Source organism: Spirillospora sp. NPDC048824 (assembly GCF_043198455.1).
Taxonomy (GTDB): domain Bacteria; phylum Actinomycetota; class Actinomycetes; order Streptosporangiales; family Streptosporangiaceae; genus Spirillospora.
In genome coordinates, this window is sequence record NZ_JBICUS010000002.1 from 239857 (window position 1) to 263973 (window position 24117).

The 24117-nt window shown below is 69.0% G+C and carries 25 protein-coding genes; 9 read left to right on the forward strand and 16 right to left on the reverse strand.

Annotated elements, in window-relative coordinates:
- Positions 1-41: 41 nt before the first annotated feature.
- The 6 genes from ACGFIS_RS04600 to ACGFIS_RS04625 form a co-directional block, all read right to left on the reverse strand.
- Positions 42-1043, reverse strand: a complete 1002-nt coding sequence (locus ACGFIS_RS04600; RefSeq protein ID WP_392969557.1) for a LysR family transcriptional regulator — start codon at positions 1041-1043, stop codon at positions 42-44.
- A 51-nt stretch (positions 1044-1094) separates the two neighbouring features.
- Positions 1095-1793 (reverse strand): Crp/Fnr family transcriptional regulator, encoded by a 699-nt coding sequence (locus ACGFIS_RS04605; RefSeq protein WP_392900540.1) that lies wholly within the window; start codon positions 1791-1793, stop codon positions 1095-1097.
- Positions 1794-2124: 331 nt separating this feature from the next.
- The gene (locus ACGFIS_RS04610) at positions 2125-2895 is read right to left on the reverse strand and encodes a succinate dehydrogenase/fumarate reductase iron-sulfur subunit (protein WP_392900537.1); all 771 of its coding nucleotides are present in this window, start codon (positions 2893-2895) and stop codon (positions 2125-2127) included.
- On the reverse strand, positions 2892-4910 hold the full coding sequence (locus tag ACGFIS_RS04615) for a fumarate reductase/succinate dehydrogenase flavoprotein subunit (protein WP_392900534.1): 2019 nt from the start codon (positions 4908-4910) through the stop codon (positions 2892-2894). The genes ACGFIS_RS04610 and ACGFIS_RS04615 overlap by 4 nt, the downstream gene beginning before the upstream one ends.
- 12 nt (positions 4911-4922) lie before the next feature.
- Entirely contained in the window at positions 4923-5753 is an 831-nt protein-coding gene (locus ACGFIS_RS04620; RefSeq protein WP_392900532.1) for a hypothetical protein, read from the reverse strand.
- 451 nt (positions 5754-6204) lie between these two features.
- Positions 6205-6849 carry a DNA-binding protein gene (locus ACGFIS_RS04625; RefSeq protein WP_392900529.1) on the reverse strand — a complete coding sequence of 215 codons (645 nt, stop codon included), beginning with the start codon at positions 6847-6849 and terminating at the stop codon, positions 6205-6207.
- A 132-nt stretch (positions 6850-6981) separates the two neighbouring features.
- On the opposite strand from ACGFIS_RS04625, the gene ACGFIS_RS04630 reads away from it, so the two are divergent.
- The 3 genes from ACGFIS_RS04630 to ACGFIS_RS04640 are packed head-to-tail and all read left to right on the forward strand — an operon-like array spanning position 6982 to position 9280.
- Positions 6982-7557: a hypothetical protein gene (locus tag ACGFIS_RS04630; protein WP_392900526.1), complete on the forward strand. Its 576-nt coding sequence runs from the start codon at positions 6982-6984 to the stop codon at positions 7555-7557.
- A gap of 5 nt (positions 7558-7562) precedes the next feature.
- Positions 7563-8120, forward strand: coding sequence for an OmpA family protein (locus ACGFIS_RS04635; RefSeq protein ID WP_392969560.1), 558 nt, complete (start codon positions 7563-7565; stop codon positions 8118-8120).
- 14 nt (positions 8121-8134) lie between these two features.
- Positions 8135-9280: an OmpA family protein gene (locus ACGFIS_RS04640; protein WP_392900520.1), complete on the forward strand. Its 1146-nt coding sequence runs from the start codon at positions 8135-8137 to the stop codon at positions 9278-9280.
- A 136-nt stretch (positions 9281-9416) separates the two neighbouring features.
- On the opposite strand, the gene ACGFIS_RS04645 is transcribed toward ACGFIS_RS04640, so the two are convergent.
- A complete protein-coding gene (locus ACGFIS_RS04645) occupies positions 9417-10265 on the reverse strand; it encodes a serine/threonine-protein kinase (protein ID WP_392900517.1) in 849 nt (282 codons plus the stop codon).
- A gap of 194 nt (positions 10266-10459) precedes the next feature.
- Between ACGFIS_RS04645 and ACGFIS_RS04650 the strand changes: the two genes are divergently transcribed.
- Positions 10460-12256 (forward strand): LCP family protein, encoded by a 1797-nt coding sequence (locus tag ACGFIS_RS04650; protein ID WP_392969563.1) that lies wholly within the window; start codon positions 10460-10462, stop codon positions 12254-12256.
- 5 nt (positions 12257-12261) lie between these two features.
- On the opposite strand, the gene ACGFIS_RS04655 is transcribed toward ACGFIS_RS04650, so the two are convergent.
- Positions 12262-12873, reverse strand: a complete 612-nt coding sequence (locus ACGFIS_RS04655) for a prepilin peptidase (RefSeq protein WP_392900511.1) — start codon at positions 12871-12873, stop codon at positions 12262-12264.
- Between the two features lie 300 nt (positions 12874-13173).
- Between ACGFIS_RS04655 and ACGFIS_RS04660 the strand changes: the two genes are divergently transcribed.
- From ACGFIS_RS04660 to ACGFIS_RS04680, 5 genes are all read left to right on the forward strand, one after another.
- On the forward strand, positions 13174-13575 hold the full coding sequence (locus tag ACGFIS_RS04660) for a hypothetical protein (protein ID WP_392969566.1): 402 nt from the start codon (positions 13174-13176) through the stop codon (positions 13573-13575).
- Between the two features lie 379 nt (positions 13576-13954).
- On the forward strand, positions 13955-15373 hold the full coding sequence (locus ACGFIS_RS04665) for a hypothetical protein (protein WP_392969569.1): 1419 nt from the start codon (positions 13955-13957) through the stop codon (positions 15371-15373).
- A gap of 42 nt (positions 15374-15415) precedes the next feature.
- Complete coding sequence (locus tag ACGFIS_RS04670; RefSeq protein WP_392900502.1) at positions 15416-15814, forward strand: DUF3592 domain-containing protein; 399 nt, start codon at positions 15416-15418, stop codon at positions 15812-15814.
- Positions 15815-15860: 46 nt separating this feature from the next.
- A complete protein-coding gene (locus ACGFIS_RS04675; RefSeq protein WP_392969572.1) occupies positions 15861-16508 on the forward strand; it encodes a hypothetical protein in 648 nt (215 codons plus the stop codon).
- Between the two features lie 21 nt (positions 16509-16529).
- Positions 16530-16946: a hypothetical protein gene (locus tag ACGFIS_RS04680; protein ID WP_392900496.1), complete on the forward strand. Its 417-nt coding sequence runs from the start codon at positions 16530-16532 to the stop codon at positions 16944-16946.
- Between the two features lie 346 nt (positions 16947-17292).
- On the opposite strand, the gene ACGFIS_RS04685 is transcribed toward ACGFIS_RS04680, so the two are convergent.
- The 8 genes from ACGFIS_RS04685 to ACGFIS_RS04720 all read right to left on the reverse strand — a co-directional run bounded on the left by ACGFIS_RS04685 (position 17293) and on the right by ACGFIS_RS04720 (position 23987).
- The gene (locus ACGFIS_RS04685) at positions 17293-18489 is read right to left on the reverse strand and encodes a C40 family peptidase (protein WP_392969574.1); all 1197 of its coding nucleotides are present in this window, start codon (positions 18487-18489) and stop codon (positions 17293-17295) included.
- Between the two features lie 105 nt (positions 18490-18594).
- Entirely contained in the window at positions 18595-18984 is a 390-nt protein-coding gene (locus ACGFIS_RS04690; protein WP_392969577.1) for a hypothetical protein, read from the reverse strand.
- 41 nt (positions 18985-19025) lie between these two features.
- Positions 19026-19631, reverse strand: a complete 606-nt coding sequence (locus tag ACGFIS_RS04695; RefSeq protein WP_392900487.1) for a hypothetical protein — start codon at positions 19629-19631, stop codon at positions 19026-19028.
- Between the two features lie 15 nt (positions 19632-19646).
- Complete coding sequence (locus ACGFIS_RS04700; protein ID WP_392900484.1) at positions 19647-21128, reverse strand: hypothetical protein; 1482 nt, start codon at positions 21126-21128, stop codon at positions 19647-19649.
- A 145-nt stretch (positions 21129-21273) separates the two neighbouring features.
- Complete coding sequence (locus ACGFIS_RS04705) at positions 21274-21696, reverse strand: DUF3592 domain-containing protein (RefSeq protein ID WP_392969580.1); 423 nt, start codon at positions 21694-21696, stop codon at positions 21274-21276.
- Between the two features lie 52 nt (positions 21697-21748).
- On the reverse strand, positions 21749-22444 hold the full coding sequence (locus ACGFIS_RS04710) for a hypothetical protein (protein WP_392900478.1): 696 nt from the start codon (positions 22442-22444) through the stop codon (positions 21749-21751).
- Between the two features lie 25 nt (positions 22445-22469).
- Positions 22470-23369, reverse strand: a complete 900-nt coding sequence (locus ACGFIS_RS04715) for an ImmA/IrrE family metallo-endopeptidase (RefSeq protein WP_392900475.1) — start codon at positions 23367-23369, stop codon at positions 22470-22472.
- 186 nt (positions 23370-23555) lie between these two features.
- Positions 23556-23987, reverse strand: coding sequence for a hypothetical protein (locus ACGFIS_RS04720; RefSeq protein WP_392900473.1), 432 nt, complete (start codon positions 23985-23987; stop codon positions 23556-23558).
- Positions 23988-24117: the final 130 nt, after the last annotated feature.

Consider the following 24117-nt stretch of genomic DNA (forward strand, 5'->3'; position numbering starts at 1 on the left):
GACGCCTGGAACGTGACATCGCCGGCGCGGCCGCCGCGGACTCAGTCGTGGACGAGGGTCTCCACGCCGGGCGGGAGGCTGCCGGCCAGGCCCGCTTCCACGAGGAAGGTCTCCAAGGTGTCCTGGAAGGCGCGGGCGGCGTGGGTCAGTTCGACGTCCTTGCGGTGGGCGAGGGCGATCGTGCGGAGCAGGCCGGGGCCGTGGCGGCCGCGGCGCGCCTCGTCGTCGGCCAGGACGAGCGGGGTTCCGCGCAGGCCGGGCCGTCCTGCGAGAACCATGCTCGGGACGACCGCGATGCCGAGACCGACCTCGACGAAGCGCAGGACGGCGTCCATTTCGCCGCCCTCGACCGCGAACCTGGGCTCGAACCCGGCGGCCCGGCATGCGCTGATGGTCGCCTCACGCAGGTCGTAGCCGGGACGGAACATCACCAGCGGGCGGTTCCGCAGGTCCTCGATGCGCAGGTACGAACGGCGCGGCAGCTTCGCCGGCTTCAGGGAACCCTCCGGGACGGCCGGGTCGGCGCCCGTCGGGGAGGCCACCACCAGGAACTCGCGCAGTATCGGGGTCGTGTCCAGCGGCGGGTCGCCCTGAAGCGGGAGGATGACCAGGGCCATGTCCAGGGAGCCGCGGGTCAGCTCCCGGACGAGGTCGCGCGAGCCGCCTTCCTCGACGAGGAGCTGAATCCCCGGGTACGCGTCGTGGAAGCGGCGCAGGACGTCCGCCAGCAGGCCGGCGCAGAGGGACGGTGTAGCGCCGAGCCGTACCCGGCCGCGTCTGAGCCCGGCGAGCTCCTGCACTTCCAGGCGGGCGGTGTCGACGTCGGCCAGTATGCGTTTGGCCAGTGGCAGCAGGGCCTCACCCGCGGGTGTCATGGTGATGTTCCCCCGGGCGCGGCTGAACAGGGAGACGTTCAGCTCCGCTTCCAGCGCGCGGATCTGCTTCGACAGCGAAGGCTGCGCCACCCGCAGAATCTCGGCGGCCTGCGTGAAGTGGCGTACCTCCGCGACCGCGACGAAGTAGGCGAGCTGCTGCAACTGCATCCTGCACAGGGTACGCATCACCGTTCTGCGCGCTCGCACGCGCCCGCCCGGTCAGCGGGCGTGGCGGCGGAGAGCCTGCAGGTCGTGGACGATCAGGCGCCGCCGTCCCGTCTCGATCCAGCCGTGCGCACGCAACGTCCGCAGCGCCTTGCTGACCGCCTCACGGGACGCGCCGACCCAGCCGGCCAGCTCCTCCTGCGACAGGTTCAGCGTGATGCGGACGCTCTGGCTCTCCTCCCCCGTGCCCGTCCGGCGGTCGTACGGCACCCCGAACCGCTCGGCCAGCTCGACGAGGCGCTGCGCGACGCGGCCGGTGGCGTCGAACATGCCGAACTCGGCGCGTTTGCGGTCGGCGTCACGCCAGCGCTGGCACAGCATCCGCATGATGATGATGGAGACGCGGCCGTGGGCCTGCAGGAACGCCATGAACTCGTCCGCCGTGACCGCGATCGCCCGCACCGGTTCGAGGGCGGCGACCGACGCCGAGCGCGGCAGCCCGTCGATCGCGGCGACCTCCCCGAGGAGCGCCCCCGGCCCGCGCACCGCCAGCAGCGCCTCACCGCCCTGCTCGCGGTAGGAGAACGCCTTGACCCGGCCCTTCAGCAGGACGGCGACCCAGCCGGGCTGCTCCCCTTCGACGAAGAGCGTGTCCCCCCGTTCGAAGTCGCGGACGCGGCCACGGGACTCCAGGTCCGCACGTTCCGCCGGGGTGAGATCGGCAAGGAACGAACCCTGTTCGAGGGCGCTCATGTCCACCACGCTAAAGGGCCCCGGGCTTTACGGGGCCCCGGGAAACAATCACGAATCCATCACGCGTTGTGTGCACTATTCCCTGTTCGCATGGCGGGGAGTGCATGAGTGTTGGTCGCGGCGTGTGCGGTCGGCAGGCCGTCCAGCGTCCACGGCGTTCATGGGAACGGCGGAACGGCGGGCGGCGGTCCGGGGGCACGCCGCCCGCCGTGTTCGGGGAGCGCCGCTTGCCAGAGCGCCGTTTCCACGGCGGAACGTGAACGTCCCCCACCGCGCGGGGCGGTGGGGGACGTTCACGAAAGCGCCGGGGCCGGCCGGGGCCGGGAGCCCGTCAGGCAGACGGGGTGTCCTGGCCCTTCTTGACGATGCCGAGCTTGCTGCCGAGCCACACCACCGGGTCGTACTTGCGGCCCGCGACCCGCTCCTTCATCGGAATCAGGGCGTTGTCGGTGATCTTGATGTGCTCGGGGCAGACCTCGGTGCAGCACTTGGTGATGTTGCAGAAGCCGAGGCCATGGTCGTCCTGCGCGATGTTGCGCCGGTCGGCCACGTCCGCCGGGTGCATCTCCAGCTCGCTGATCCGCATCAGGAAACGCGGGCCGGCGTAGTTCTCCTTGTTCTCGTCGTGGTCACGGATGACGTGGCAGACGTCCTGGCACAGGAAGCACTCGATGCACTTGCGGAACTCCTGCGAACGCTCCACGTCCACCTGCTGCATGCGCAGCTCACCGGGCTTGACATCGCCCGGGTCGAACGACGGGATCTCCCGCGCCTTCTGGTAGTTGTACGACACGTCCGTGACCAGGTCGCGGATGACCGGGAACGTCAGGACCGGCGTGACCGTGACCGTCTCGTCCGGGTCGAACGTCGACATCCGGGTCATGCACAGCAGCCGCGGCCTGCCGTTGATCTCCGCGGAGCACGAGCCGCACTTGCCCGCCTTGCAGTTCCACCGGACGGCGAGGTCGGGGGCCTGCGTGGCCTGCAGCCGGTGGATGATGTCGAGGACGACCTCGCCCTCGTTCACCTCGACGGTGTAGTCGACGAGTTCCCCGTCGCCGTCGTCACCGCGCCAGACCTTGAACTTGGCCTCATAGCTCATCGGTCGCCCTCCTCGTCCTTCTCCTCGGTGGCGTCCGCGGCGGTCGCGGCGGTCGCGCCGGACCCGGCCGCGGCCTCCGCCTCCTCCGTCTTGACCTCATCGGCCAGGGCGGCCGGCAGCTCCTCGGCGGTCAGGTACTTCTTCAGTTCGTCGTTCTCGAACAGTTCGAGCAGGTCGTCGCGCATCGGCATCATCGGCTGCCGCTTCAGCTCGACGTGCGGGGAGGACGGGTCGCCGGCCAGCGAGCAGACCAGGTTGACCTTCCGCCAGTCCGCCGACATCTGCGGGTAGTCGTCGCGGGTGTGGCCGCCGCGGCTCTCCTGCCGCTCCAGCGCCGCCTTGGCGACCGCCTCCGACACCAGGAGCATGTTGCGCAGGTCCAGCGCGAGGTGCCAGCCCGGGTGGTAGCCGCGCCCGTCGTTCACCGCGACGGGGTCGACGCTGACGTTCGCGACCCGCTCACGGAGCTTGCCGAGCGCCTCGAGCGCCTGCTTCAGCTCCTCTTCCTTGCGGATGATGCCGACCAGCTCGTTCATCGTCTGCTGGAGCTCGGCGTGGACGGCGTAGGGGTTCTCGCCGCCCTCCCGCTCGAACGGCGCGAGCGCCTCCGCCGCGGCCGCCTCGATCTCGGCGTCGGAGGCGGCGGGACGCGCCGGCAGCCCGTCCACGTACTCGGCCGCGCCGAGCCCCGCCCGCCGGCCGAACACCAGCAGGTCCGACAGCGAGTTGCCGCCGAGCCGGTTCGAGCCGTGCATGCCGCCGGAGACCTCGCCCGCGGCGAACAGCCCCGGCACCAGCGCCGCCCCCGTGTCGGGGTCGACCTCCACGCCGCCCATCACGTAGTGGCAGGTCGGGCCGACCTCCATCGCCTCCTTGGTGATGTCGACGTCCGCCAGCTCCTTGAACTGGTGGTACATCGACGGGAGCCGCTTGACGATCTCGGCGGCGCCGCCCGGCATCCGGTCGACGACGGTGAGGAACACCCCGCCGTGCGGCGAACCCCGCCCGGCCTTCACCTCCGAGTTGATCGCGCGGGCCACCTCGTCACGCGGCAGGAGCTCGGGGGGGCGCTTGTTGTTCGCGGGGTCGTCGTACCAGCGGTCACCCTCCTCCTCGGTGGTGGCGTACTGGTCCTTGAACACCTCGGGGATGTAGTCGAACATGAACCGCTTGCCCTCGGAGTTCCGCAGGACGCCGCGGTCACCGCGCACCGACTCGGTCACCAGGATGCCCTTGACGGACGGCGGCCAGACCATGCCGGTCGGGTGGAACTGCACGAACTCCATGTTCAGCAGCGTCCCGCCCGCCAGCAGGGCCAGCGCGTGGCCGTCCCCGGTGTACTCCCACGAGTTGGACGTGACCTTGAACGCCTTGCCGATGCCGCCGGTCGCCAGCACCACGGCGGGCGCCTCGAACACGACGAACTTGCCGGTCTCGCGGACGTAGCCGAACGCGCCGCAGATCTTGCCGTCGTCGTCCTTCAGCAGGCGGGTGACCGTCGTCTCGGCCCACACCTTGAGGTTGGCCTCGTAGTCGCCGTGCTCGGCGTGGTCCTCCTGCTGGAGGGCGACGATCTTCTGCTGGGCGGTGCGGATCAGCTCCAGGCCCGTCCGGTCGCCGACATGCGCCAGCCGCGGATACTCGTGCCCGCCGAAGTTGCGCTGGCTGATCTTGCCGTCCTTGGTGCGGTCGAACAGCGCGCCCCACAGCTCCAGCTCCCACACCCGGTCCGGAGACTCCTTGGCGTGCAGCTCGGCCATCCGCCAGCTGTTCATGAACTTGCCGCCGCGCATCGTGTCGCGGAAGTGAACCATCCAGTTGTCGTTGGAGTTCACGTTGCCCATCGCGGCCGCGGCGCCGCCCTCGGCCATCACCGTGTGCGCCTTGCCGAACAGCGACTTGGAGATGATCGCGGTCTTCTTGCCCTGGAGGCGCGCCTCGATCGCCGCGCGCAGCCCGGCACCGCCGGCGCCGATCACCACGACGTCGTACGAGTGCCTCTCGATCTCAGTCATGATTCCTTGGCCTCAGTTGAAGATACGCAGGTCGGAGATGGTCTCGCTGGCGACCAGCATCACGTAGAGGTCGGCCACCACCAGCGAGCCCAGGGTGATCAGCGCGTAGGTGCCGTGCCGCTCGTTCATCTTGGACACCCAGCCCCACATCCGGTACCGGAACGGGTGCTTGGAGAAGTTCTTCAGCCGCCCGCCGACGATGTGCCGGCACGAGTGGCACGACAGGGTGTACATCCAGAGCAGGATCACGTTCCCGACCAGGATGAGCGTGCCGAGCCCGATGCCGAACCCGCCGTCCTTGCCGTGGAAGGCGAGGATCGCGTCGTAGGTGTTGATGAGGGAGATCAGCACGGCCGCCATGAAGAAGTAGCGGTGCAGGTTCTGCCCGATCAGCGGGAAGCGCCGCTCACCGGTGTACTTGCTGTGCGGCTCCCGCACGGCGCAGGCGGACGGCGACGCCCAGAACGAGCGGTAGTACGCCTTGCGGTAGTAGTAGCAGGTCAGCCGGAACAGCAGCAGGAAGGGCAGCGAGATCGCCGCGAACGGGATCCAGCCTCGGGTGCCCGCCGGGAGGAACGTCCCGAACTCCGCGGCGCTGCCGGTGTGGCCGTTCACCGTGACGTTGTTGCAGATCTCGTTCAGGCACGGCGAGTAGAACGGCGTCAGATAGTGGAACTCCGGCACGTAGAACGCGGCCCCCCAGAAGGCCCGGACGGTCGCGTACACCACCCACGCGGTGAAGATCACGAAGATCGACACCGGATACAGGCGCCAGTTGTCCTTGCGGAGCGTACGTTCCTTGAACTGGGCGCGCGATTTCGCCGGCGCCTCCACAGTGCTCATCGATCGCTCTCCTGAGCTCGGGTCGTCGTGGCCCCGTACCACGGTCTGAGCGCACTCGTTCGGCCGTCGCGCCCGACCGCCGACCTCATGCGCGTGAGCCGCCGGCCCATGCGCCAGAGCCGATGGCCATGCGTCCGGCCCGGGCCACCCACCGGCGGCCGGAAGCCGTGCCGCATGCGGGCGGTGACGCCTCGTGTGCGCTTCTAGCGAAGCGACCCTACGCCACCTTCAAGCAGCTGTGACATACACAACAGCAAGACCCGCATGTGAGCCTGACCACAGACTTTAGCCCCCGGACCGCCCGGTGGCACCGTCCGCCATCCATAACCAGTTGTTATGGCCCAGCGGAATCGAGACGAGTGCACTGCGGCATGACCGCCCCCTACCGCCGATCACCACCATCCCGACCGGCGAGCTCCGGTCACGGATCGTGTGGAGCGGGCGTCCGGGACTACACCTGGCCGAGGATCGTCCGGACGAAGTGGGCCTCGGCCTCGCTCGCACGGCCGTTGCCGTACACGCGCAGCACCTCCGCGAGATCCGGGTAGCGCTCGGCGATCAGCGCGGCGGCGGCCTCGATCTCGGCCGCGGAGGCGACCTCCCGCAGGACGGTCTGGACGAGCCGGGCCGACTCGGCGGGCCTCCGGGCGCCCGCGGCAGGGTCGCCCGCCGCCCCCTCGCCGGAGGCGCGGGGACGCTCGCCGGAGGCCGGGGGGTGCTCACCGGTGCCGGGACCGGACGGGACGCGCTCGGGAGTGGTGAGTCGCAGCCCGGTGGTGGTGGCCGCGGACTCGCCACGGATCTCCTCCAGGCGCTCCTTGATCTCGGCGGCGGTCATCGCGCCGAACGCGGGCCCGGCGACCAGCTCTTCGACCGCCATCAGCCGGTGCAGCACGGCAGGGTTGCTGATCTTCGCCCGCTGGCCGGACATCAACTGGGAGAGCATCGGCGCGGACAGGCCGAGCACGCCTGCCAGACCGGACTGCGAGAGCGCGAGCCGGTCGAGGAGCGGGCGGACGCGGTCGCCGAGCGGCTCGCCGTACCACTCGGTCTGCAGCGCGCGGTTCCGGACCACGGTGTCCTCGGCGACGGCCAACCTTCATCAACCCCCTTGACGATTCACAAGTGCAAACACTATATTCGCGAACGCACACACGTTGCGGTGGTCACTGCCATGGTGCCACGGAAGATAACGTTTGCATATGCGACAAACCAGGAAGGACCGAACATGCGCCTCTCCCATCGCCTGGCGACCGCCGCGGCCGCGGCACTGCTCGTCACCGGGCTGACCGGCTGCTCCGTGCTGGAGGGCGGCTCCGACTCCACGTCCGCCGGAGGGCAGGCCGAAAGTAAGGCGGACGAGACCGTCGAGGGCGGCAAACCCGGCTTCGACGCCGCCGGCGAGCCGGTGACCAAGGCCACCTTCGACTCCCCGATCGCGGCCGGGGCCAAGGTCGACATCGCGATCATGGGCATCAAGGTCAGGGGCAGGCTGGCGACCCTCACCGCGCAGTTCACCCCGCACATCCCGCCCGGCGGCGAGGACAATCCCAACCCGTACGAACTGAACGGCAGGAACGCTCTCGGCACCTCGCTGATCGACCCGGTGAACCTCAAGCGGTACGTGGTCGTGAAGGACTCCAGCGGCGACGAGATGGAGACCGACGACATCTTCACCCACATCGCCAACAACCAGACCGGCAGCTTCTTCTTCAACTTCGCCGCCCCGCCGGAGAACGTGAAGTCCGTGGACGTGCAGATCGGTTCATGGCCCACCTTCCGCAACATCCCGGTCGAGCGGTGACCGGTATGCGGCGAACGATCCTCGTCGCCGGCGTCCTCGGCCTGGTGCTCGCCGTCCCGGCGGTGGCCGGAGCGGCCCCGGACGTCCCCGACTCCAACATCGCCAAGTCCGTGCGCACCGTCGATACGGCCAAGTCCGTGCGCGACATCGACCTGGCCAAGGCGGTCATCCCGCTGGAGACCGAGGAGGAGGACGGCCGGCACGTCACCGTGCGCATTTCGGCGGACGTCCTGTTCGACTTCGGCAAGGCGACCCTCACCGACGCCGCCGAACGGCGCGTCACCGAACTCGCGAAACGGTTGCGCGACGTCAGCGGCACCGTCCAGGTGTCCGGCCACACCGACTCGGTCGGTTCCGACGACTACAACATGACCCTCTCGAAGCAGCGCGCCGAGGCGGTCAAGGCCGGGCTGCAGCGCGCTCTGAAGGGGGCCGGCCCGCGCATCGAGGCCGAGGGCCGCGGCGAGACCGAACCCGTCGCGGACAACCAGAAGGGCGGCAAGGACGACCCCACAGGCCGCGCGAAGAACCGCCGGGTCGACATCACCTACGAAAAGGGCTGACCAACGTGAAGCGCGTGTCACGAATCCTCGTCGCGGCGGTGGCGGCCGGCCTGGCCGTCTCCGCGTGCGGCCTCGGGGACGGTGGCGATCCGAAGAACACGGCGGGCGGCGCGTCCACGGGCACCGCGCAGGTCTCCACGCCACCGCCCTCCCCCGGGCCTGAGCCGACGAGTTGCCCGAACGGCGGCCGGCTGATCGAGGCCGTCGACATCCCCGCCGTCCACGCCGACCCCGTGCACATCCCCGCAGCGACGGTCGGCGGCCAGAAGATCCCGGCCGTGACGATCCCGGGCGTCGACATCCCGGCCGACCACATCCCGGCGCAGTGCGTCGAGCGCAAGCCGGCTCCCGGCGGCTGCCTCGGCGCGGTCTCCATCCCGGGGACGTCGATCCCGGGCACGGCCATCCCGGCGGCGCGGATCCCCGGCGTCCAGGGCGCGAGCATCAATGCCGAGCCGGTGGAGGAACCGGCGGTGACACAGGCGGCGGTCACCCAGGCGGCGGTCGCGCAAGCGGAGGTCTGTCAGGGCAAGCCCTCCGAAGAGGGGCAGTACGTCGCCTCCGTGTACCGCCCCTCCGTCTACCGGCCGTCGCTCTACCGGCCATCCCTTTACCGGCCCGCGCTGTACCGTCCGCGCACCTGCAACGACAAGGGGGAATGCATCCCGTCCATCTCCGTCCCCTCCGTGTCGGTCCCGCCGGTCAGCGTCCGCTCGGTGAGCGTCCCGTCCGCATCCCTCAAGTCGTACGTCGCCGGCCCGGGCCAGGTCATCAAGGGAGGGGACAAGATCGCCTACAACATCGAAGCGGACGTCCTGTTCGACTTCGGCAAGGCCGGCATCAAGCCCGACGCCGCCGACGGGCTCGCCGAGGTGGCCCGGTCGATCCGCAAGGAGGTTCCGTCCGGCGCCCCGGTCCAGGTGGACGGCCACACCGACTCCAAGGGCGACCCCGCGTCCAACAGGACGCTCTCCGAACGCCGCGCGCAGGCCATCGTCGACTGGCTGGCCACCAAGGGCGGCATCGACCGCTCCCGCCTGAAGGCCACCGGCTACGGCGAGACCAAACCGGCCGCTCCCAACACCAGACCGGACGGCTCCGACGACCCGGAAGGCCGCGCGAAGAACCGCCGCGTGGTCATCTCTGCCGCCCACTCCTGACCCCGCCCCGCCACGGGCTCGACGAGCGCAACACCCACCGCCGGCACCGGCCGGCGGCTCAGCAGAGCGACGGGTCAGCGCGGTGGCGGGTCAGCGCGGTGGCGGCTCAGCGCGGTCGCTGCTCCAGCGCGACGAGTCAGCGCGGTGGCGGGCCCAGATGGTCGAAGATCTGCAGGCGCTCCCCGTCCAGCGTGCGGACGGGGAACTGCAACTGGAGGCCGCATGCGGCCAGCGGCCGGCGCGCGGCGTCGGCGTCCGCGGGACGCTGGGCCGGGTCGGCGGCGCACAGATGCGCGACGACCGCCCACAGCCTGGGCGGAACCCCGGCGGGCGGCGCCCCCACCCGCTGCCGCGGTTCGGGGTCGCCCGCACCGGTCAGCATCCGCCAGCAGACCATGCCGGCGGCGTACAGGTCCTGCCGTGGCCCCGGACGGTTCCAGTCGAGCACCTCGGGCGCCAGGTATCCCGGCGTGCCCACGGTGAAGCCCGTCGTGGTGAACCGCATCCCGTCGTTCCCCAGCGCGATCCCGAAGTCCGCCAGCCGGACATGCGGTGCCCCGACCGGGCTGGGCTCCAGTAGCAGGTTCGCGGGCTTCACATCCCTGTGCACGACGCCCGCCCCGTGGATGTGACTCAGGGCGGCCAGCAACTGGTCCAGAACCTCCGCCGCGTACGCCGGGGGAAGCCGGCCGTAGTCCCCGAGGAGCGTCTCCAGCGAGCCGCCGCTCACCAGGTCCATCGCCAGGAGCACGTCGTCGTCCGCCATGCATGACGCGTACGGTGTCAGCACATGCGGATGCGCCAGCCGCAGCGCCCGTTCGCGGACGACCCGCAGCATCGACGTGGGACCCCGCTCCCGGACGAGCTTGGCCGCGCAGTAGCGCCCCGCCCCGTGGTCGTACGCTCGCCACACACGGCTCGTCCCCCCCATCCCGATCCGGTCGAGCATGGTGAACCGACCACCGATCACCCACCCCGCGTTCACGGCAACGATCGTACGGAAATCCTCCGGCCGGCACCGCCCCCGCTGTCCAGTTTCCGCCTCTATGTGAACACATTGGGGGTGTCGCGTGTCCAATACGTGAAGGTGCACGCCCTCGTGGATCCCGCCGCCTTCATAGACTGACGAACCACGCAAACCACGCGCCCTGGACAGGGGCCCGCGCCGAGACGGGACCGATGAGCGACAACGAACCCGGCCGCGACGATCTCGCGGGGGACAAGGCCGCCCACACCACTCCCGGCGGCTCCCCGGCGGACTCCCCTCTCCCCGAATCACCGGCCGCCGACGACACGCCCCCGTCCGACCGTGACACCCCGGATCCGGAAAAGGGGAGCCCACAGCAGACCGACGAGAACGCTTTCCCGGACGGTGACGGTGAAAGCGCGCAGGAGCTGGGCGGTGATGCGGGGGCGAGCCCGGGGAGCAGCGAGGAGGCCGCCATCGGGAACTCGTCCGATCGGGGTGGCAGTGTCGGGGGGGCGGGGAACGGTGCCGGGTCGGTCAATGCGGCGCGGGCCGGTGACGCCGAGCCTGAGGACGGTGACGCCGAGCCTGAGGACGGTGACGCCGAGCCCGAGGACGGTGACGCCGGGCCCGAGGGCGGCGGGAAAGGGAAGCGGAGGTCGCGGCGGCGGAAGGTGCTGCGGCGGACCGCGCTCGGCTTGGCCGTCGTCATGCTGCTGGGAGGGGCGGGGGCCGCGTGGCTCTACCGCGATCTCATGGGCGGGATCGAGCAGAAGGACGTCAGCGACCAGCTCGGCGATGACCGGCCGGTGAAGCTGAACAAGTCGCTCAACATCCTGCTGCTCGGGTCCGACAGCCGGGAGGGCGACAACGCGGAGTACGCGACGGCCGGGATGTCGGGGGCGCGGTCGGACACGGCGATCCTGCTGCATCTGTCGCCGAACCGGGACCAGGCGGTCGGGATCAGCTTCCCGCGCGACTCGATGGTGAAGATCCCCGAGTGCAGGAAGGAGAAGGACGGGACCGTTCCAGCGAGGTTCGGAATGCTGAACTCCGCGTTCGCGTACGCTGGCCCCACCTGCACGTGGAAGACGCTGGAGTCGCTGACCGGCATCCACATCGACCATTTCGTGCAGATCGACTTCTCCGGGTTCAAGCGAATGGTGGACGCGCTGGGGGGCGTCGAAATCTGCGTCGACAAGCCGGTGAACGACCCGAGGGCCGAGCTTCATCTGAAGGCGGGCAAGCAGACCGTCAAGGGCGACCAGGCCCTCGGCTACGTGCGGGCCCGCTACTCGCTGGGGAACGGGTCCGACCTTGAGCGGATCGAGCGCCAGCAGAAGTTCATGGCCGCGGTCGTCGAGAAGGCCACCGATTCCGTTCTCGGTGATCCTGCGAAGACGTACAAGTTCCTCAAGGCCGCGACCAAGTCGATTACGACCGATGACGAACTCGACCTGTCGGCGATGCGGAAACTGGCCGACGGGCTCCGCGGGATGAGCGCGGGACAGGTGCGGTTCGTGACCGTCCCGGTCGAGCGGTACGCGCCGGACCCCAACCGCGTCCAGTGGAACCGGGAGCGGGCGAAGCCGCTGTTCGAGGCGCTCCGGCACGACAACGACCTGCCGGCGGAGCCGGTCGCACCCGTCCAGGCCAAGCAGGCGCCGCCCTCACCGGACGGGGTGAACGTCACCGTCGTCGCCGCCGGGGGTAAGGACGCGCTGGTCAAGCGGGTCGTGAAGCAGCTTGGACGGCGCGGTTACAAGGTGGCGAAGAAGGTCGAGAAGGCGGCGGCGGTGCCCGAGAGCCGCATCGTGTACGCGGGGCCGGCCGAGGCGCAGGCGTCCACGCTCGCGCGCGACGTCCCCAACGCTCTGCTGACTGCCGACGCCAAGGCCCCCGCGGGCGGTGTGCGGCTCGTCATCGGCGAGAACGGGCTCCGTCTCTCCCCACCGCCCATCAACAAGATCGGCGGGGGCGTCAAGGCCGGAGAGGACCTCTGCGACTGAACGTCTCAGCCGGCGGAGAACGAGAGAACGGCGATGAGCGCGCCGGCGAGCATGTAGGGGCCGAACGGGAACTCGCCCTTCCGGGTGCGGCGGACGATCATGATGCCGACGGCGACGAGTCCGCCGAAGAAATAGGTGGCCAGGAGGCCCAGCACCCAGGCGTCCTGGCCGAACCAGCCGAGGTAGAGGCCGAGGACTCCGGAGAGCTTCACGTCCCCCATCCCGATGCCGGAGGGGGCTATGAACGCCTGGACGAAGTAGAGGACGAACAGCAGCGCCATCCCGATGAGCGCGTGCTGGAAATGCCGCAGGCCATCGTCGGTGAAGGGGGCGGCCGCGGCCAGCAGCGCCGCCGCGATGCCGTACGAGGGCAGCGTGAAGCGGTCGGGCAGCCGTTTGACCTCGACGTCGATGAAGCCGAGCAGGGTCCCGATCGACGCGAGGTACAGCAGCGCCACCAGGACGGGCTCCGGCCCGACCCGCCATCCGAGGATGCCGTAGACGGCCGCGGTGACCAGGCCCATCAGGATCCGGCGGCGGCGCGGGACGTCGCCGACGAACGGTGCCGCCATCGGCGCCAGGAGCAGGCCGACAACGAGCCCCACGGGGAGCAACACCAACCCGACCATCGAACCTCGCCTTGATCCGGCACTGACTCCGGCACCATAACCCGGCCGGACCCGTACGGCGGGTCGCGATCCGATGGGCCGATCGTGCGACCGTCACAGATCACGTCGGGCTGCACAATCTCCGGCGTGGACTGTACCTGCGGATTCGTAGTAGAGCCAAGGGTCCTGGGACCCAGTTCGAGGCCCCCGAGTTGACGTGGGCCGGGTTGCGAACTCGCGCCGGCCACCCTTTTCGAAAAATGATCGCACCATATTCAGCCGACAATAGAACTTGGATATGATGATGGCGTGGGCTCCACAATTCTGCTGATCTCGGCCGAGCAGCCCGATCCCGAGACGTTTCTCGACCTGATCGACGATCTAGGCGGGGAGCGGCGTCCCAACGAATGGGTGAACGGGCATATTCGCCGGGACGACGCGCATATCTGGGTCACCGTCGATCCCGATTCGGTGCCCGAGATCGAGGCGGAGCACCGGCTGGAGTACGAGGAGAAGCTGGGGGTCACACCGCACGGGGTGGTGGAGGTGCGGATGTCGGGGGGCGTCCGGGCCGACGCCATCGCCATGGAGATCATCGAGGCGGCGGCGCGGCGTTGGCGTCTGATCGTCGATGACGATCACGGCGGGCTGCACACCGTGGCGGAACTGCGCGGATATCCCGAGGGCAAGCTGCCGTTCGGCGGTAAGTGACGCTCGGCTCGATAGTCGGCGGATCAGTTCAGGGCCGTGCACAGGAGAACGATTCCGAGGGCGGCGAAACCGACATCGCGTCAGCGCACCTTGATGTCCCATCCACCCGGGGCACATGGGCCCCAGGGCCCACTTGGAGCCGCTCCCCGGTTCGCCTGAGCGACCCGGCACCGGTGGGCCCAGGTCGGGGCGGCGGGGCCAGGCAGGGTCCGCGCTGGGTCTCCGGGCCCACCGAGAAGCCCGGCCCCCCGAATGCCACGAGGATTTCGAGCCCGAATGACTGGGCCTTTGATTTAGGTCTCCGTGCCCTGGCCCCTCCACCGGCCGGCGTCGTATCTTCGCACCTTCTCGACTGAATTATCGGTGAAGGGTGGCCGCGGTGGAACTCCCGCGCGAGCGACGTTCTGACGCCGGTGCGAGCGCCAAAGAGTACGCCGCACTCATCGCCATCGGGGCGCTGATGCTAGGCGTACTGTTCAGTGTCGTCTCGCCCGGCACGTTCGGGGCCGATGTCGAGTACGCGCTGTGCAAGTTGTTCACGACGGACGACAGCCAGTGCGAGTCGCGGCACGATCTGGCGCTCAAGCCGAAGTGCCTGGCCGGCCTGTCCAGTGACAGCTACGGCGGCTCCATCGATGTGGCCATCTTCTCGGTCGGCCGCGACTACGGGTTCTTGAAATACACCACGATCGGCCCCGACGGGAAGAAGACCATCAAGGTCATCGCCGTCAAGGGCGTCAGCGGCGGTGTGGGCACCGGAGTCGGCGTCGGCATCAACGCCGGGAAGGTCTTCAATGTCGGCGCGGACGCCAGTGTGGACGCCACACTCCGGGTCGGCGCGGGCGACGGCTGGGTGTTCGAGGGCCCGAACGCCGAGGACGACGCCAACGCCTTCATGAGCGACATCAAGGAGCAGTACTCCATCGATGCCGTGAAGGAGAACGGCGGTCTTCTCGGCTCGATCGGCGGCAACATCTACGACACGTTCGCCGGACCCGACATCCCCGAGTCGGAAATCGAGCGTTACGAGGGCCAGCTCGACGTCAGCGGCTCGCTCACCGCCGGCCTCGGCATCGGCCCCAAGGACAAGCCGGAGTACCAGGGCAGGCACCGCAAGGAGACCTGGCAGGACAAGGTCCCCGACTCCCGCGGCAGCAACGGGGTCACCCCCAACTTGAACGCCTACGTCGGCATCAGCGGCACCGAGAAGGTCATCTACGAGGACAACAAGAAGACCGGCGACACGTCCATGACCTTCATGCTGACGGGCGAGGTCAACTACGGCGAGAACCACCTGGTGCCCGGCGCGCAGGGCAGGGCGAACGCCACCGGCGCGATGACCATCACCAAGGACAAGAACGGCAAGATCAAGAGCGCCTCGTTCACCCAGGTCCACATCGTGAACGGCAAGGCCACCTCGATCACCACCACTCTGCCGATCACCAATGACGCCGAGCGCGCGGTCCTGGCCGAGTATCTGCTCAACCCGTTCAACACCGGCGGTCCCGGCGGCCAGGCGCTCAGCCTCACCTGGGACGACATGGCCCCGACGGACCCGCCGGGCGAGGGCGCCCACCCGTTGCAGCAACTGCTGTACGAGAACGGCAAGACGTCCAAGGTGACCTACGACTACGACCAGTCCGACGCCTCGTACGGGGCGAACGTCAAGCTGGGCCTCAAACTGGGCGCCAACTACGCCATCTCCAACTCCAACAGGGACGTCACCGAAGCCGAGTATCTGGGCGCCGAAGGTCCGGGGGGAACGAGAGAGTGGAAGGATTTCGAGGAGTGCCACTGACGCGCACGGCCACCGGCCGCACCCCACCGGAAGGTGAGAACGATGGGCAACCTGATCGGCGTCCTTCTCGGAGTCGCGCTCGTTGGCGGCGGCGTCTACGAAGTGGTGAAGCGGCTGCGGCTGCAGAGCCGGATGCTCCGGGCCGCCGGCGTCTTCGTCGGGCGGGACGATGTGCTGGGCCCGGGCGGTCCGAGCACCACGAGCCGCGTGGGGCGGTTCCGGTTCACCACCGCGCAGGGGCGGCCCGTCGAGGCCGGCAGCTCGCTGTACTCCTTTCCCGGCCCCAAGCCGGGGAGGTCCGTGACGGTGGTCTACGATCCCGCCCAACCCGAGGAAACAGCCGAGCGCCTCGGCGTGCACTACCTGCAACTGGTCGCGATCGGGCCGCTCCTCATGGCTGTCGGCGTCGCCGTGGCGGCGGTGAACGCGGCCGCTCTGTGACGATCGCGGTCTCCGGGTGCATGAGCTTCAGCCGTCGGGAACGACCATGAGAAAGCGGGCAAGGATGAACTCGGGTTCGGGCCGGCGAGCCGGCGGGCGGCGGGGGCCGTGCGTCGTACTGGCGGCCCTCCTCGCGACGACCGCTGCCGCCGGGTGCGCAGGCGGCGAGTCAAAGGACTCCGCGAAACCGCCGGCGTCCTCCTCCAAGACCGCGCAGGCGCAGGTTCCCCCCGGGTTCACCCGGGCCGCCTCGGGCGCGGTCAGGCTCGCCCACCCGTCCGCCTGGAAGCCGGCGAAGCCGCCGAAGGGCTGGTCGTTCCTGGCCGAGCTCACCGCCGAAGGCGAGGTCGAGGCCCGGATCGGCGTGATCACCGACGTGCCGCAGATTCCGAACGCCAAGCTGGTCACCGAGTCGGCGATCACCGTCGTCCAGATCAACCTGGGCAAGGTGCAGCGCGGCCCGAACCAGAAGATCGACGTCCCGGGGGCCGACGAGGCGTACCGCGTCGACTACTCCTACCCCAACCCCCAGGCCGTCGCCGGGACCGCCGCCGACGCGCCGGTCAGGGGCATCGACATCGGTCTGGTCATCGGCGACCGCCAGGCGGCCATCGTGCGGCTCACCGGGCTGCAGAGCAAACTCCCCCCGGCGCTGGTGGACCAGATCGTGCGCAGCGTCGCGGTCAAGGCCTGACCCCGAACGACGGAGACGGACATGGATCTTGTGAAAGCGTGGACCGCGGCCATCCTGGTCTTCGTCGTCGGCAGCATCGGCACCGCCGGAATCGCCGTCAGCGCGATCGTGTCCGAGGACGACCTGGAGTCGGTCACGGGCACGCTCCTGTGGACGGCCTTGCCGACCTTCATCGTTTTCGCGCTGATGGCCCTCGTCAGCGCGATCCTGCACCCCCTCCCGCAGCGGGAGAACACCGGCCGGCATGCCCTCGCCGTGCTGCTCGTCCCCGGCCTCGCGACGCTCCTCGGCATCGTCCTGGGTGTCGTCCAGAGCTCCCCCGCCCAGACCACCGCGGCCGGCGCGGCCGCCGGCCTCCTCGGCGCGATCCCGACGTGGTGGCTCCTCACCCGCCGCCGTGCGGGCAGCACCGCCAAGAACAGCTACACCGGCTACTGATCAACGCCACGACCTCGTCCTCGACTCGCCGCCAGGTGGGCCGGACGGGGTGTTGTGTCGTGCGGGTTCTCGCCGATCAGGCCCACGTCGACGCTCCCGCCAGGCACCCGCCCAAAAGCGTTGGACGACTACGCGCCCGCGCAGCCGACGACCCCGTGTTGAACGCCGCGCCCTGGACAAGGTCGAGCCCGCCCAGCGGCGACCCCCCGCATTGAGCGACGCCCCCCGAACGACTTGGCCTCCCCGTCCCAGCGGCGGCCCCTCGCGTGGAGCGCCCCGGGGTTTATCGGCCGTTCCGGGACGTGCCACGGGCCGGGGGCGCGCAGGTTCGATGGGCGACGTCCCGTCAGCCGAATCTCCGGGCGGCGTCCACTGTCCGCAGCGGGGAGATCTTCACGACGTCGCCGGTCTGCGGGGCCTCGACCATCTTGTTGTCGCCGTAATAGATGGCGACGTGGTGTGTCGGATTACCGAAGAACAGCAGGTCGCCCGGCTTGAGCTGGTCTGTCGGGACCGCCGTGCCCCGCGGGTCGGCGATCTGGTTGCCGGTGTAGTGCCCGAGCGCGATCCGTCCCCTGGACGCCTGGTAGACGGCGTACAGCGTCAGGCCACTGCAGTCGAAGCCGAAGTAGTTCCGTCCGTCATATCCGCCGGGTGAGCAGCAGATGCCTTGCGTGGGCCCGCTGTAGTTGCCGCCGCCCCACGCGTAGGGGGTCCCGAGCCAGCACAGCGACCAGGCGACCACCGCGGCGCCGAAGCTCAGATCCTCCGTCGGGGTCTTGCTCTCGTCCTTGGCGCAGTGGTTGACGACCGCGCCGCTGCCCCCGGACGTGAGCCCGTTCGGTGCCCCGTTGTAGGCGATCGGGTCCTCGTCGTCGACGAGCCGGATCTTGAACAGCCGGGTGACGCGGGCGCGGTCGCCGCTCGGGAAGACCTGCACGCCGTCGCAGACGACCCGGCGGACGGGGCCGAGGCCGGTCGCCTGCTCGACGGGGTCCCAGTAGTAGACGACGCAGTCCGGCGCGAACATCTTCGCGACGGCGGTCGCCGTCCCCGAGCGGCCGATGCCCTCTTCGCCGGTGCTGTCGGTGCACAGGTTGCGCCTGTTGCGAAGGTCCTCCTTCTCCTTCGCGGTCAGCTCGTCCTCGTTCTTGAGCTGGCACCATTTCGTGGCGGCCTTCACCATCGCGGTGTTGCCGGTCATGCCGCTGAGCCGGGTCTTGGTCACGCGTACGTTGTTCTCGTCGGCGAACTTCTTCGCGGCCGCCTCGGGGGGCGCGCCGACCGACCAGTAGCCCGCCGCCGACGGGTCGATGCCGCTCAGCGCCAGGTTGACGGCCTGGTCGCGCAGGGGGGCGAGGGTGCCGAGTGCCGCCGCGTCCGCGCCGATCTGGGCCTGGTTGCGCATGTCGCCGGCCTGGGCGATCCGGCCGAACGCCAGAAAGCCCGCGGCGAGGACCACGGCCATGCCCATGACCAGGACGGACGTGGCGACCCCCGCGTCGCCTCCGTACCTGCCGGCGGATCTGATCCGTTGCAGCATCTACGCCCCATCGTCACGAGATCGCGAATTTTCCCCGAATGAGGATTCTAAGGATCACTTGAATCAAGTGACAGGGCCCTGAGACCCAATTGAAAAATGGCGTTGTCAGCCGTAGGCCCACGTGGAGGTATGCGCCTTGGGTGTGATGCGCTTTCGATGCAGGACGACGGCGAAGCCGCCGCCGAGCGCGGCCTGAGCCGTCCACACCGGCAGTCCCAGAACGTCGCCGAGGCTGAATGCGGCGTTACCGCCGAGTGCGGCGAGCATGACCATCAATGATAGGAACAGCACGTATCCCACGGCGCCGGCGATCGCTCCGGCACCGGCCACCCGGCCTCTGCCGCCCGTCCGGATGCTCATGCGCGCGGCCACATAGCCGCCGACCGCCCGGATGATCGTTCCGAGAGTCCACGAGAGCGCCTCGGCGGCGCCGCCCGGTTCGGTCTCGGGGTCCTGCGCGAGGCCGAAGGCGACGATGAGCAGCAGCGTTCCCACGAATGTGACCGCGGCCCCGACCAGAACTGCCTTCCGCGGGATCACGAGCCGCCCCCGGAAATCCTCGCGGACGAGATGATGCGCTGCGCTCCCGCCTCGTCGAAGGCGGACTGGAGTCCTCCGTAACGAATGGTGTACTGGGGCCCGGCCGCCGTGCCGATGACGACATCGAACTGCTTGGAGGAAGCCCCTGGGTAGAGCGTCTCCATCACCACGGCCTCGGCCGCCCCCTTGATCTCGACCTCGCGTTTGGTGATCAGGGCGTCAGGCGCGTCGGCCTTGATCCGGCCTTCGATGAGCCCGACTCTGATGCTCACGTTGGCGAGATCCCGTCCGCCCTGGAACACCTGGACTCCGGGCGGCGGGACGTCCTGCCCCGGGTTCTCCGTCGCTCCGCCGACGGACATCTCCAGGACCACGTCCGCCTCCGTCGGCTCGATGCGGGCCATGCGGTCGGGCGGCACGAACGAGAGGGTCCCGACGGTCACCGCCCCCGGCTGCTGCGAACCCCGCGAGGCGTGCGCGCTCGCCGCCGGCTTCTCCGCCGCGGGCTCGCCACCTCCTCCGCAGCCCGCCGTCATCAGGACGGCTGTCACGAGGGCCGGCACGAACGCCTTGCGGCCCAGGATCACGCCAATAGAAGCCATTTCTGTGCCTTTCGGTCAGCCCTGGGGGCAGTTCGCCAAGGTCTGCCAGCCCATCTGCGGCGCCCTGTTGTCCCGGTACTTCCCGGAACGGTATTTCGCCCATGTCCGCTCATGGGTCACACCGACGCCGAAGCCTTTCCTTTTGAAACCGGTCTCATCGTTGGCGCCCGCGCCCTCGATGGTGTTGCCGCTCGTGTCGTACTCGAAATGAGCGATCTGCCCGTTCTTGGCGAACGCCCGGCCGTACTGATCAGCGGCGTCGCTCAAGTTCCCCGGAGTCTGCGGCCTGGGCACCGCCACCAACCCGCCGATGGTCATGTACATGCGGTCGAAGGCCGCACGATTCTCGGGCTGGTTGAGATCCAGGCTGTACAACGTGCTGGTCTTGTGCCCTTGCACCGCCTTGCCCTTCACCTTTCCCCCCTGGTTCTCCTTCCTGTTGCCCCCCACCGTGGTGGACAGACCGCCCTTCCATTCCTTGTCGAGCTGGATGGTGAACCGGATGGGTTTGCCGTTCCGGTCGAAGGTCACCGTCTGCGTCCCGGCGATGCCCGCACCGCCCTCCGCGGCGAGTTTGGGTCCGCCCTCCCACTCGCGGGGAAGCATCCTCTTGAGATCGAGACCGCCCTGAATCTTCCCGTTCGCGTCGAGCGTGAACTTCTGGGTGAAGATGCGCATGCCATTGTTCTCGGGCTTCTTCTTGTCGTCGACAACGATCGTGACATCGCCGGACGTGGTGGCCTTCCCCTCCGCGCCGACCTCGAGCCCCAGGTCGGCCTTGGGCTTGTTCGGGTTCTTGTCGTCGAGCCCCTTCCTGCCGCTCCACTTCCCGCCGACCATCGCCTCGCCCCCGACACGGAGGGTCACCGCCGAGGGCGTCAGGCCCTCCTTGTCGAGCTCCTTCGAGTCCTTGCCGCGCAGCCAGTTCCATCCCCGCTTGACGCCGTTGACCGCCGTGGCGATGCCGTTCTCCGCCGCTTGGCCCTGCGTCCCGCCGAGGCCTGCCAGCGGGCGCTTCCAGAGCCCTCCGCGCCGGCCGTCGAGGAACTTCTCCGCCCGGCGGTAGGGGTCGCCGCCCTCGGACTCATTGAAGTCGTACCGGAAGCCGAGTTCGTTGTTGAACCCCGCGAAGGCCGACATGTCGACCTTGCCGTTCTGACCGACCTTGAGCTTGTCGTTGAGGCCTTTGATGTTCCGGTCACCGGTCTCGACTCCCAACCCGCCCTTGCCGGTCAGAGTCACCTGTGCGCTCTTCTCACCCGTGGCCGGATTGATCTGGGTGACGATCTGGTCCTTCCCCCCCAGGTCACCCCTGATCCCGCGGAACACGGCGTTGAACCCCATGGAACTGTTCGCGTCGTTGACGTTGCATTTCGTCCAGTCGAGCGGTCTGGCCGTCTGCGCGGGCTGGCAGTCCCCGCCGAAAAGGCGGCACAGTCCGGTCTTTACTCCGTTATCGAACGTGCCGAGAACGGAGACCGCCAGAATGGCGGCCACGAGGGCCCCTACCGCGATCGCCGCACCGTACTCTACGCCCGACGCTCCACAGTCACCCCGTAAGCGAGAAAAGCGCCTTGTCATGGCCTTGAACCGTAGAACGCCCCCAATCCCGGTAACAGGGTCTCAGGACCTAAAAGGGGTCTCAGGACCTAAGAACGAACCACCAGAGGACGAAGGCGGCTGCGGCAGGGGCGAACAGCAGCATGAGCACCGCCAGGCCGGCCCCGCTCCCGCGGAACCCGGTCAGCCGGAAGTGCTCAGGCTGGGCCGGGTTGTACTTGACCTGGGCAGACTCTCCCATTTTCAAGATCAGGCCGGTCGACCAGTCTCCAAGGAGGTCATGGATCCGGCGACCGTCATGTGTCCAGAATTCAATAACCGGCGAATAGAGGATGTCGCGGCGGCCGTCCCGGTAGCGCGACTGCTCTCTGATCTCCACGGCAGTACCAGTCGTCTCCGGCCAGCGGCGCGATGGCCACATCCGTACGAAACCCACTAGGCAACTGACCCAGCCGGCCATGAACGCCGCCGCGATGAGGAACGCTAGTACCTTGAGCACAACCACAACCGGTTCCTTCCACAGAGGGCCGTGACGTCTCTGTGTACACCGTTCAGGATCAGAGTGTGTAGGGGACGGGGAGGTCGGGCACCAGAGTCTTCACGTCGTCCTCCACGGCGCCGTTCGGGGAGATCTTGATGACGTGGCGCTGAAGGGCCTCGCCCTTCACCGAGTAGACGGTCGCCGTGAAGCCCTTCCCGCCCGCGACGGCGGTGGGAGCCTTGATGCGCGGACGGTACTCGGCCACGATCGCGTCGCGCTGCCGGGCGTCGTCGCCGGTGATGCCGGGCCGGAACTTGATGTCCTCCACCCGCCCGACCACGTACGTAAGGATGCCGCTGGGACGGGTCGTCTCGACGTAGACGCGCGCCAGCGCCGCCGCGGCGGCGGCGTCCTCGACCGTTCCCCCGTCTGCGGCCATCACCTTTCCGAACGCCTTCGGTGAGCCGGTCAGCAACTCGACCTGGCCATGTGCGGTGGCGACGTGCAGCAGGACCGGATGGGAACTCTGCCGGTACACCACGCGGTAGATCTTCCAGTTCCCCAGGAAGGGCGCCTCGACCCGGCTCAGTCTGCTGCCGCCCAGCTTGACGATCCGCGCCTCCTCGCGCTTGCCGCTCTTCAGCAGACCCTCGCTGATCGTCTGGCGGGTCCCCTCGTCCGGCCGCGTGTTGCGCTCGGGCGTGCCGCCCGTTCCGGAGGCCGACGCGCACCCGGTGAGGAGCAGCGCCACGAGCGCCAGCGCCACGCCCATGGCGACGCGGCGAGAACGACGCCGGTCAGCAGAAGATCCACAGGAAACAGTCATGTGCGTCATCCCATGCCTCCCCATAGTTGTCGCCGTAGGTGTTGCCATCGACGGACGAAACGACCTCTCCGTTCTCGAATGCCTGCTCGACCCTCTCACGCCCCGCACGCTCGCCGACCTCGCGCGCGGCCTCGGCATCCAGCGCGGGAAGCCCGGCGGCGGAACGTGCGCGGTTCGCATCTGCGATGGCACTGTCATAGGCATCTTCGTACTCCTGCTGCAGCAGGGTATCGGGGGGGTTGTTCCCGCCCCTGTTCTGCTGCAGTTGCTGATTGTTCAAAATCGCCTCGACCGTTCCCTCGACCTCTTCGTCGATGGACTGCTCGATGAAGTCCTCGCGGCTGAGGTCGTCGATATCGGGCTCATCGCGGTGTTCGGCGTGGTTGACCTCGTGCACGAAGGTGTTCGCGCGCTCTTCCGGGGACTGGTTCGTGTCAACGTAGAAGACATTGGCGTCGCCGTCGTAGTAGGACCCGCCGCCGGCCCGGTAGACGACCCGGACACCGTGATCCTCCACCCATTCCAGCGCATCCCGGCCGAGCTGCGTCTCATTGAGCGCGGCCTCGGTCTCGAGTTCCTCCTGGGACGGCTCCGGCTGCGGGACGGGCGGCCCCGGGCTGGGACTCGGCTCCCTCGGCTGCGACTCCTCGCCGCCGCCGGCCGTGTTCCGGGTCTCGTCCCCGCACTCCGAGCCGAACAGACCGCATATCGCGCTCTGAATACGCCCCTCGGCGGTCGTGGAGATGAGCGACCCGAGCACGCCCACGGCAAGCGCCGCGACAACGACAAGGGCAGCGTATTCCAGGCTGCCCGCACCTCGGTCCCGACGTCTGCGGGCTTTCAGCGCGAGTCGTGAACGGTCGATCAGCATTTCTTGAAATTAAGGGCGCGCTGACCGCCGCGCCCAGAGTCCCAGGTCCCGCACCAGGCCTAATCTGTGGCCAATCGCCGATTGGGCCCCCACGCGGCATGGCGCCCGTGATTGGGCCCCTGGGCCAAGGCATGAGGGCCCATGGGCTCAAAGGAGACCCGGGCCCGCCGCGAATGCGCATTTCCATCAGCGGTTCTTCCGCCATTCGCCCCGTTCCCTGGCTTCGGCGCCTCCCGCGTCCCATCGCTGGGAGAGGGCCTTGGAAAGGGCCAGTCCGAGGATGATGCCGAGCACGGCCTCGATCAGGTGGAGGATCAGGCCCACCGGAGTGTCCGACGACGGGACGCCGACGAAGGCCGCGGCGAAGCTGCCGAGCACGGGGGCCGGGAACGCCACGAGGGCGAGCCCGAGTCCGCCGATCCGGTCCCGGACGTAACTTCCCGCGGCGACGGTCATGAGGACGCAGAACACCAGCCAGGGCAGATGGACGCGCATGACCTGCGCATACTCGTCGACCGGCCCGCCCCGTCCCTCCGCCGGCGCGAGCGCCTTCAGCGCGAGGAGGGCCATGACGGCGAGGGCGCCCGATGTCAGCCAGGCCGAGAACACAGCACGCATGGCCCAGCACGGTAGGTTTTGTGTCCGGAATTACCCAGGGTCCCCGGACCCCGGCCGAACCGCGTTCTCATCACGCACGATGGGTCCCTTCCTGGGCCTTAAGACCCATATCGGACGCCACTTGCCGCAC

What these genes read in the sequence shown, in the direction of transcription:
- ACGFIS_RS04600 (WP_392969557.1), bottom strand. Translation starts at nt 1,043, where the DNA reads ATGCAGTTGCAGCAGCTCGCCTACTTCGTCGCGGTCGCGGAGGTACGC.
- ACGFIS_RS04605 (WP_392900540.1), bottom strand. Translation starts at nt 1,793, where the DNA reads ATGAGCGCCCTCGAACAGGGTTCGTTCCTTGCCGATCTCACCCCGGCG.
- ACGFIS_RS04610 (WP_392900537.1), bottom strand. Translation starts at nt 2,895, where the DNA reads ATGAGCTATGAGGCCAAGTTCAAGGTCTGGCGCGGTGACGACGGCGAC.
- ACGFIS_RS04615 (WP_392900534.1), bottom strand. Translation starts at nt 4,910, where the DNA reads ATGACTGAGATCGAGAGGCACTCGTACGACGTCGTGGTGATCGGCGCC.
- ACGFIS_RS04620 (WP_392900532.1), bottom strand. Translation starts at nt 5,753, where the DNA reads ATGAGCACTGTGGAGGCGCCGGCGAAATCGCGCGCCCAGTTCAAGGAA.
- ACGFIS_RS04630 (WP_392900526.1), top strand. Translation starts at nt 6,982, where the DNA reads ATGCGCCTCTCCCATCGCCTGGCGACCGCCGCGGCCGCGGCACTGCTC.
- ACGFIS_RS04635 (WP_392969560.1), top strand. Translation starts at nt 7,563, where the DNA reads ATGCGGCGAACGATCCTCGTCGCCGGCGTCCTCGGCCTGGTGCTCGCC.
- ACGFIS_RS04650 (WP_392969563.1), top strand. Translation starts at nt 10,460, where the DNA reads ATGAGCGACAACGAACCCGGCCGCGACGATCTCGCGGGGGACAAGGCC.
- ACGFIS_RS04670 (WP_392900502.1), top strand. Translation starts at nt 15,416, where the DNA reads ATGGGCAACCTGATCGGCGTCCTTCTCGGAGTCGCGCTCGTTGGCGGC.
- ACGFIS_RS04675 (WP_392969572.1), top strand. Translation starts at nt 15,861, where the DNA reads ATGAGAAAGCGGGCAAGGATGAACTCGGGTTCGGGCCGGCGAGCCGGC.
- ACGFIS_RS04680 (WP_392900496.1), top strand. Translation starts at nt 16,530, where the DNA reads ATGGATCTTGTGAAAGCGTGGACCGCGGCCATCCTGGTCTTCGTCGTC.
- ACGFIS_RS04685 (WP_392969574.1), bottom strand. Translation starts at nt 18,489, where the DNA reads ATGCTGCAACGGATCAGATCCGCCGGCAGGTACGGAGGCGACGCGGGG.
- ACGFIS_RS04695 (WP_392900487.1), bottom strand. Translation starts at nt 19,631, where the DNA reads ATGGCTTCTATTGGCGTGATCCTGGGCCGCAAGGCGTTCGTGCCGGCC.
- ACGFIS_RS04710 (WP_392900478.1), bottom strand. Translation starts at nt 22,444, where the DNA reads ATGGGCGTGGCGCTGGCGCTCGTGGCGCTGCTCCTCACCGGGTGCGCG.
- ACGFIS_RS04715 (WP_392900475.1), bottom strand. Translation starts at nt 23,369, where the DNA reads ATGCTGATCGACCGTTCACGACTCGCGCTGAAAGCCCGCAGACGTCGG.
- ACGFIS_RS04720 (WP_392900473.1), bottom strand. Translation starts at nt 23,987, where the DNA reads ATGCGTGCTGTGTTCTCGGCCTGGCTGACATCGGGCGCCCTCGCCGTC.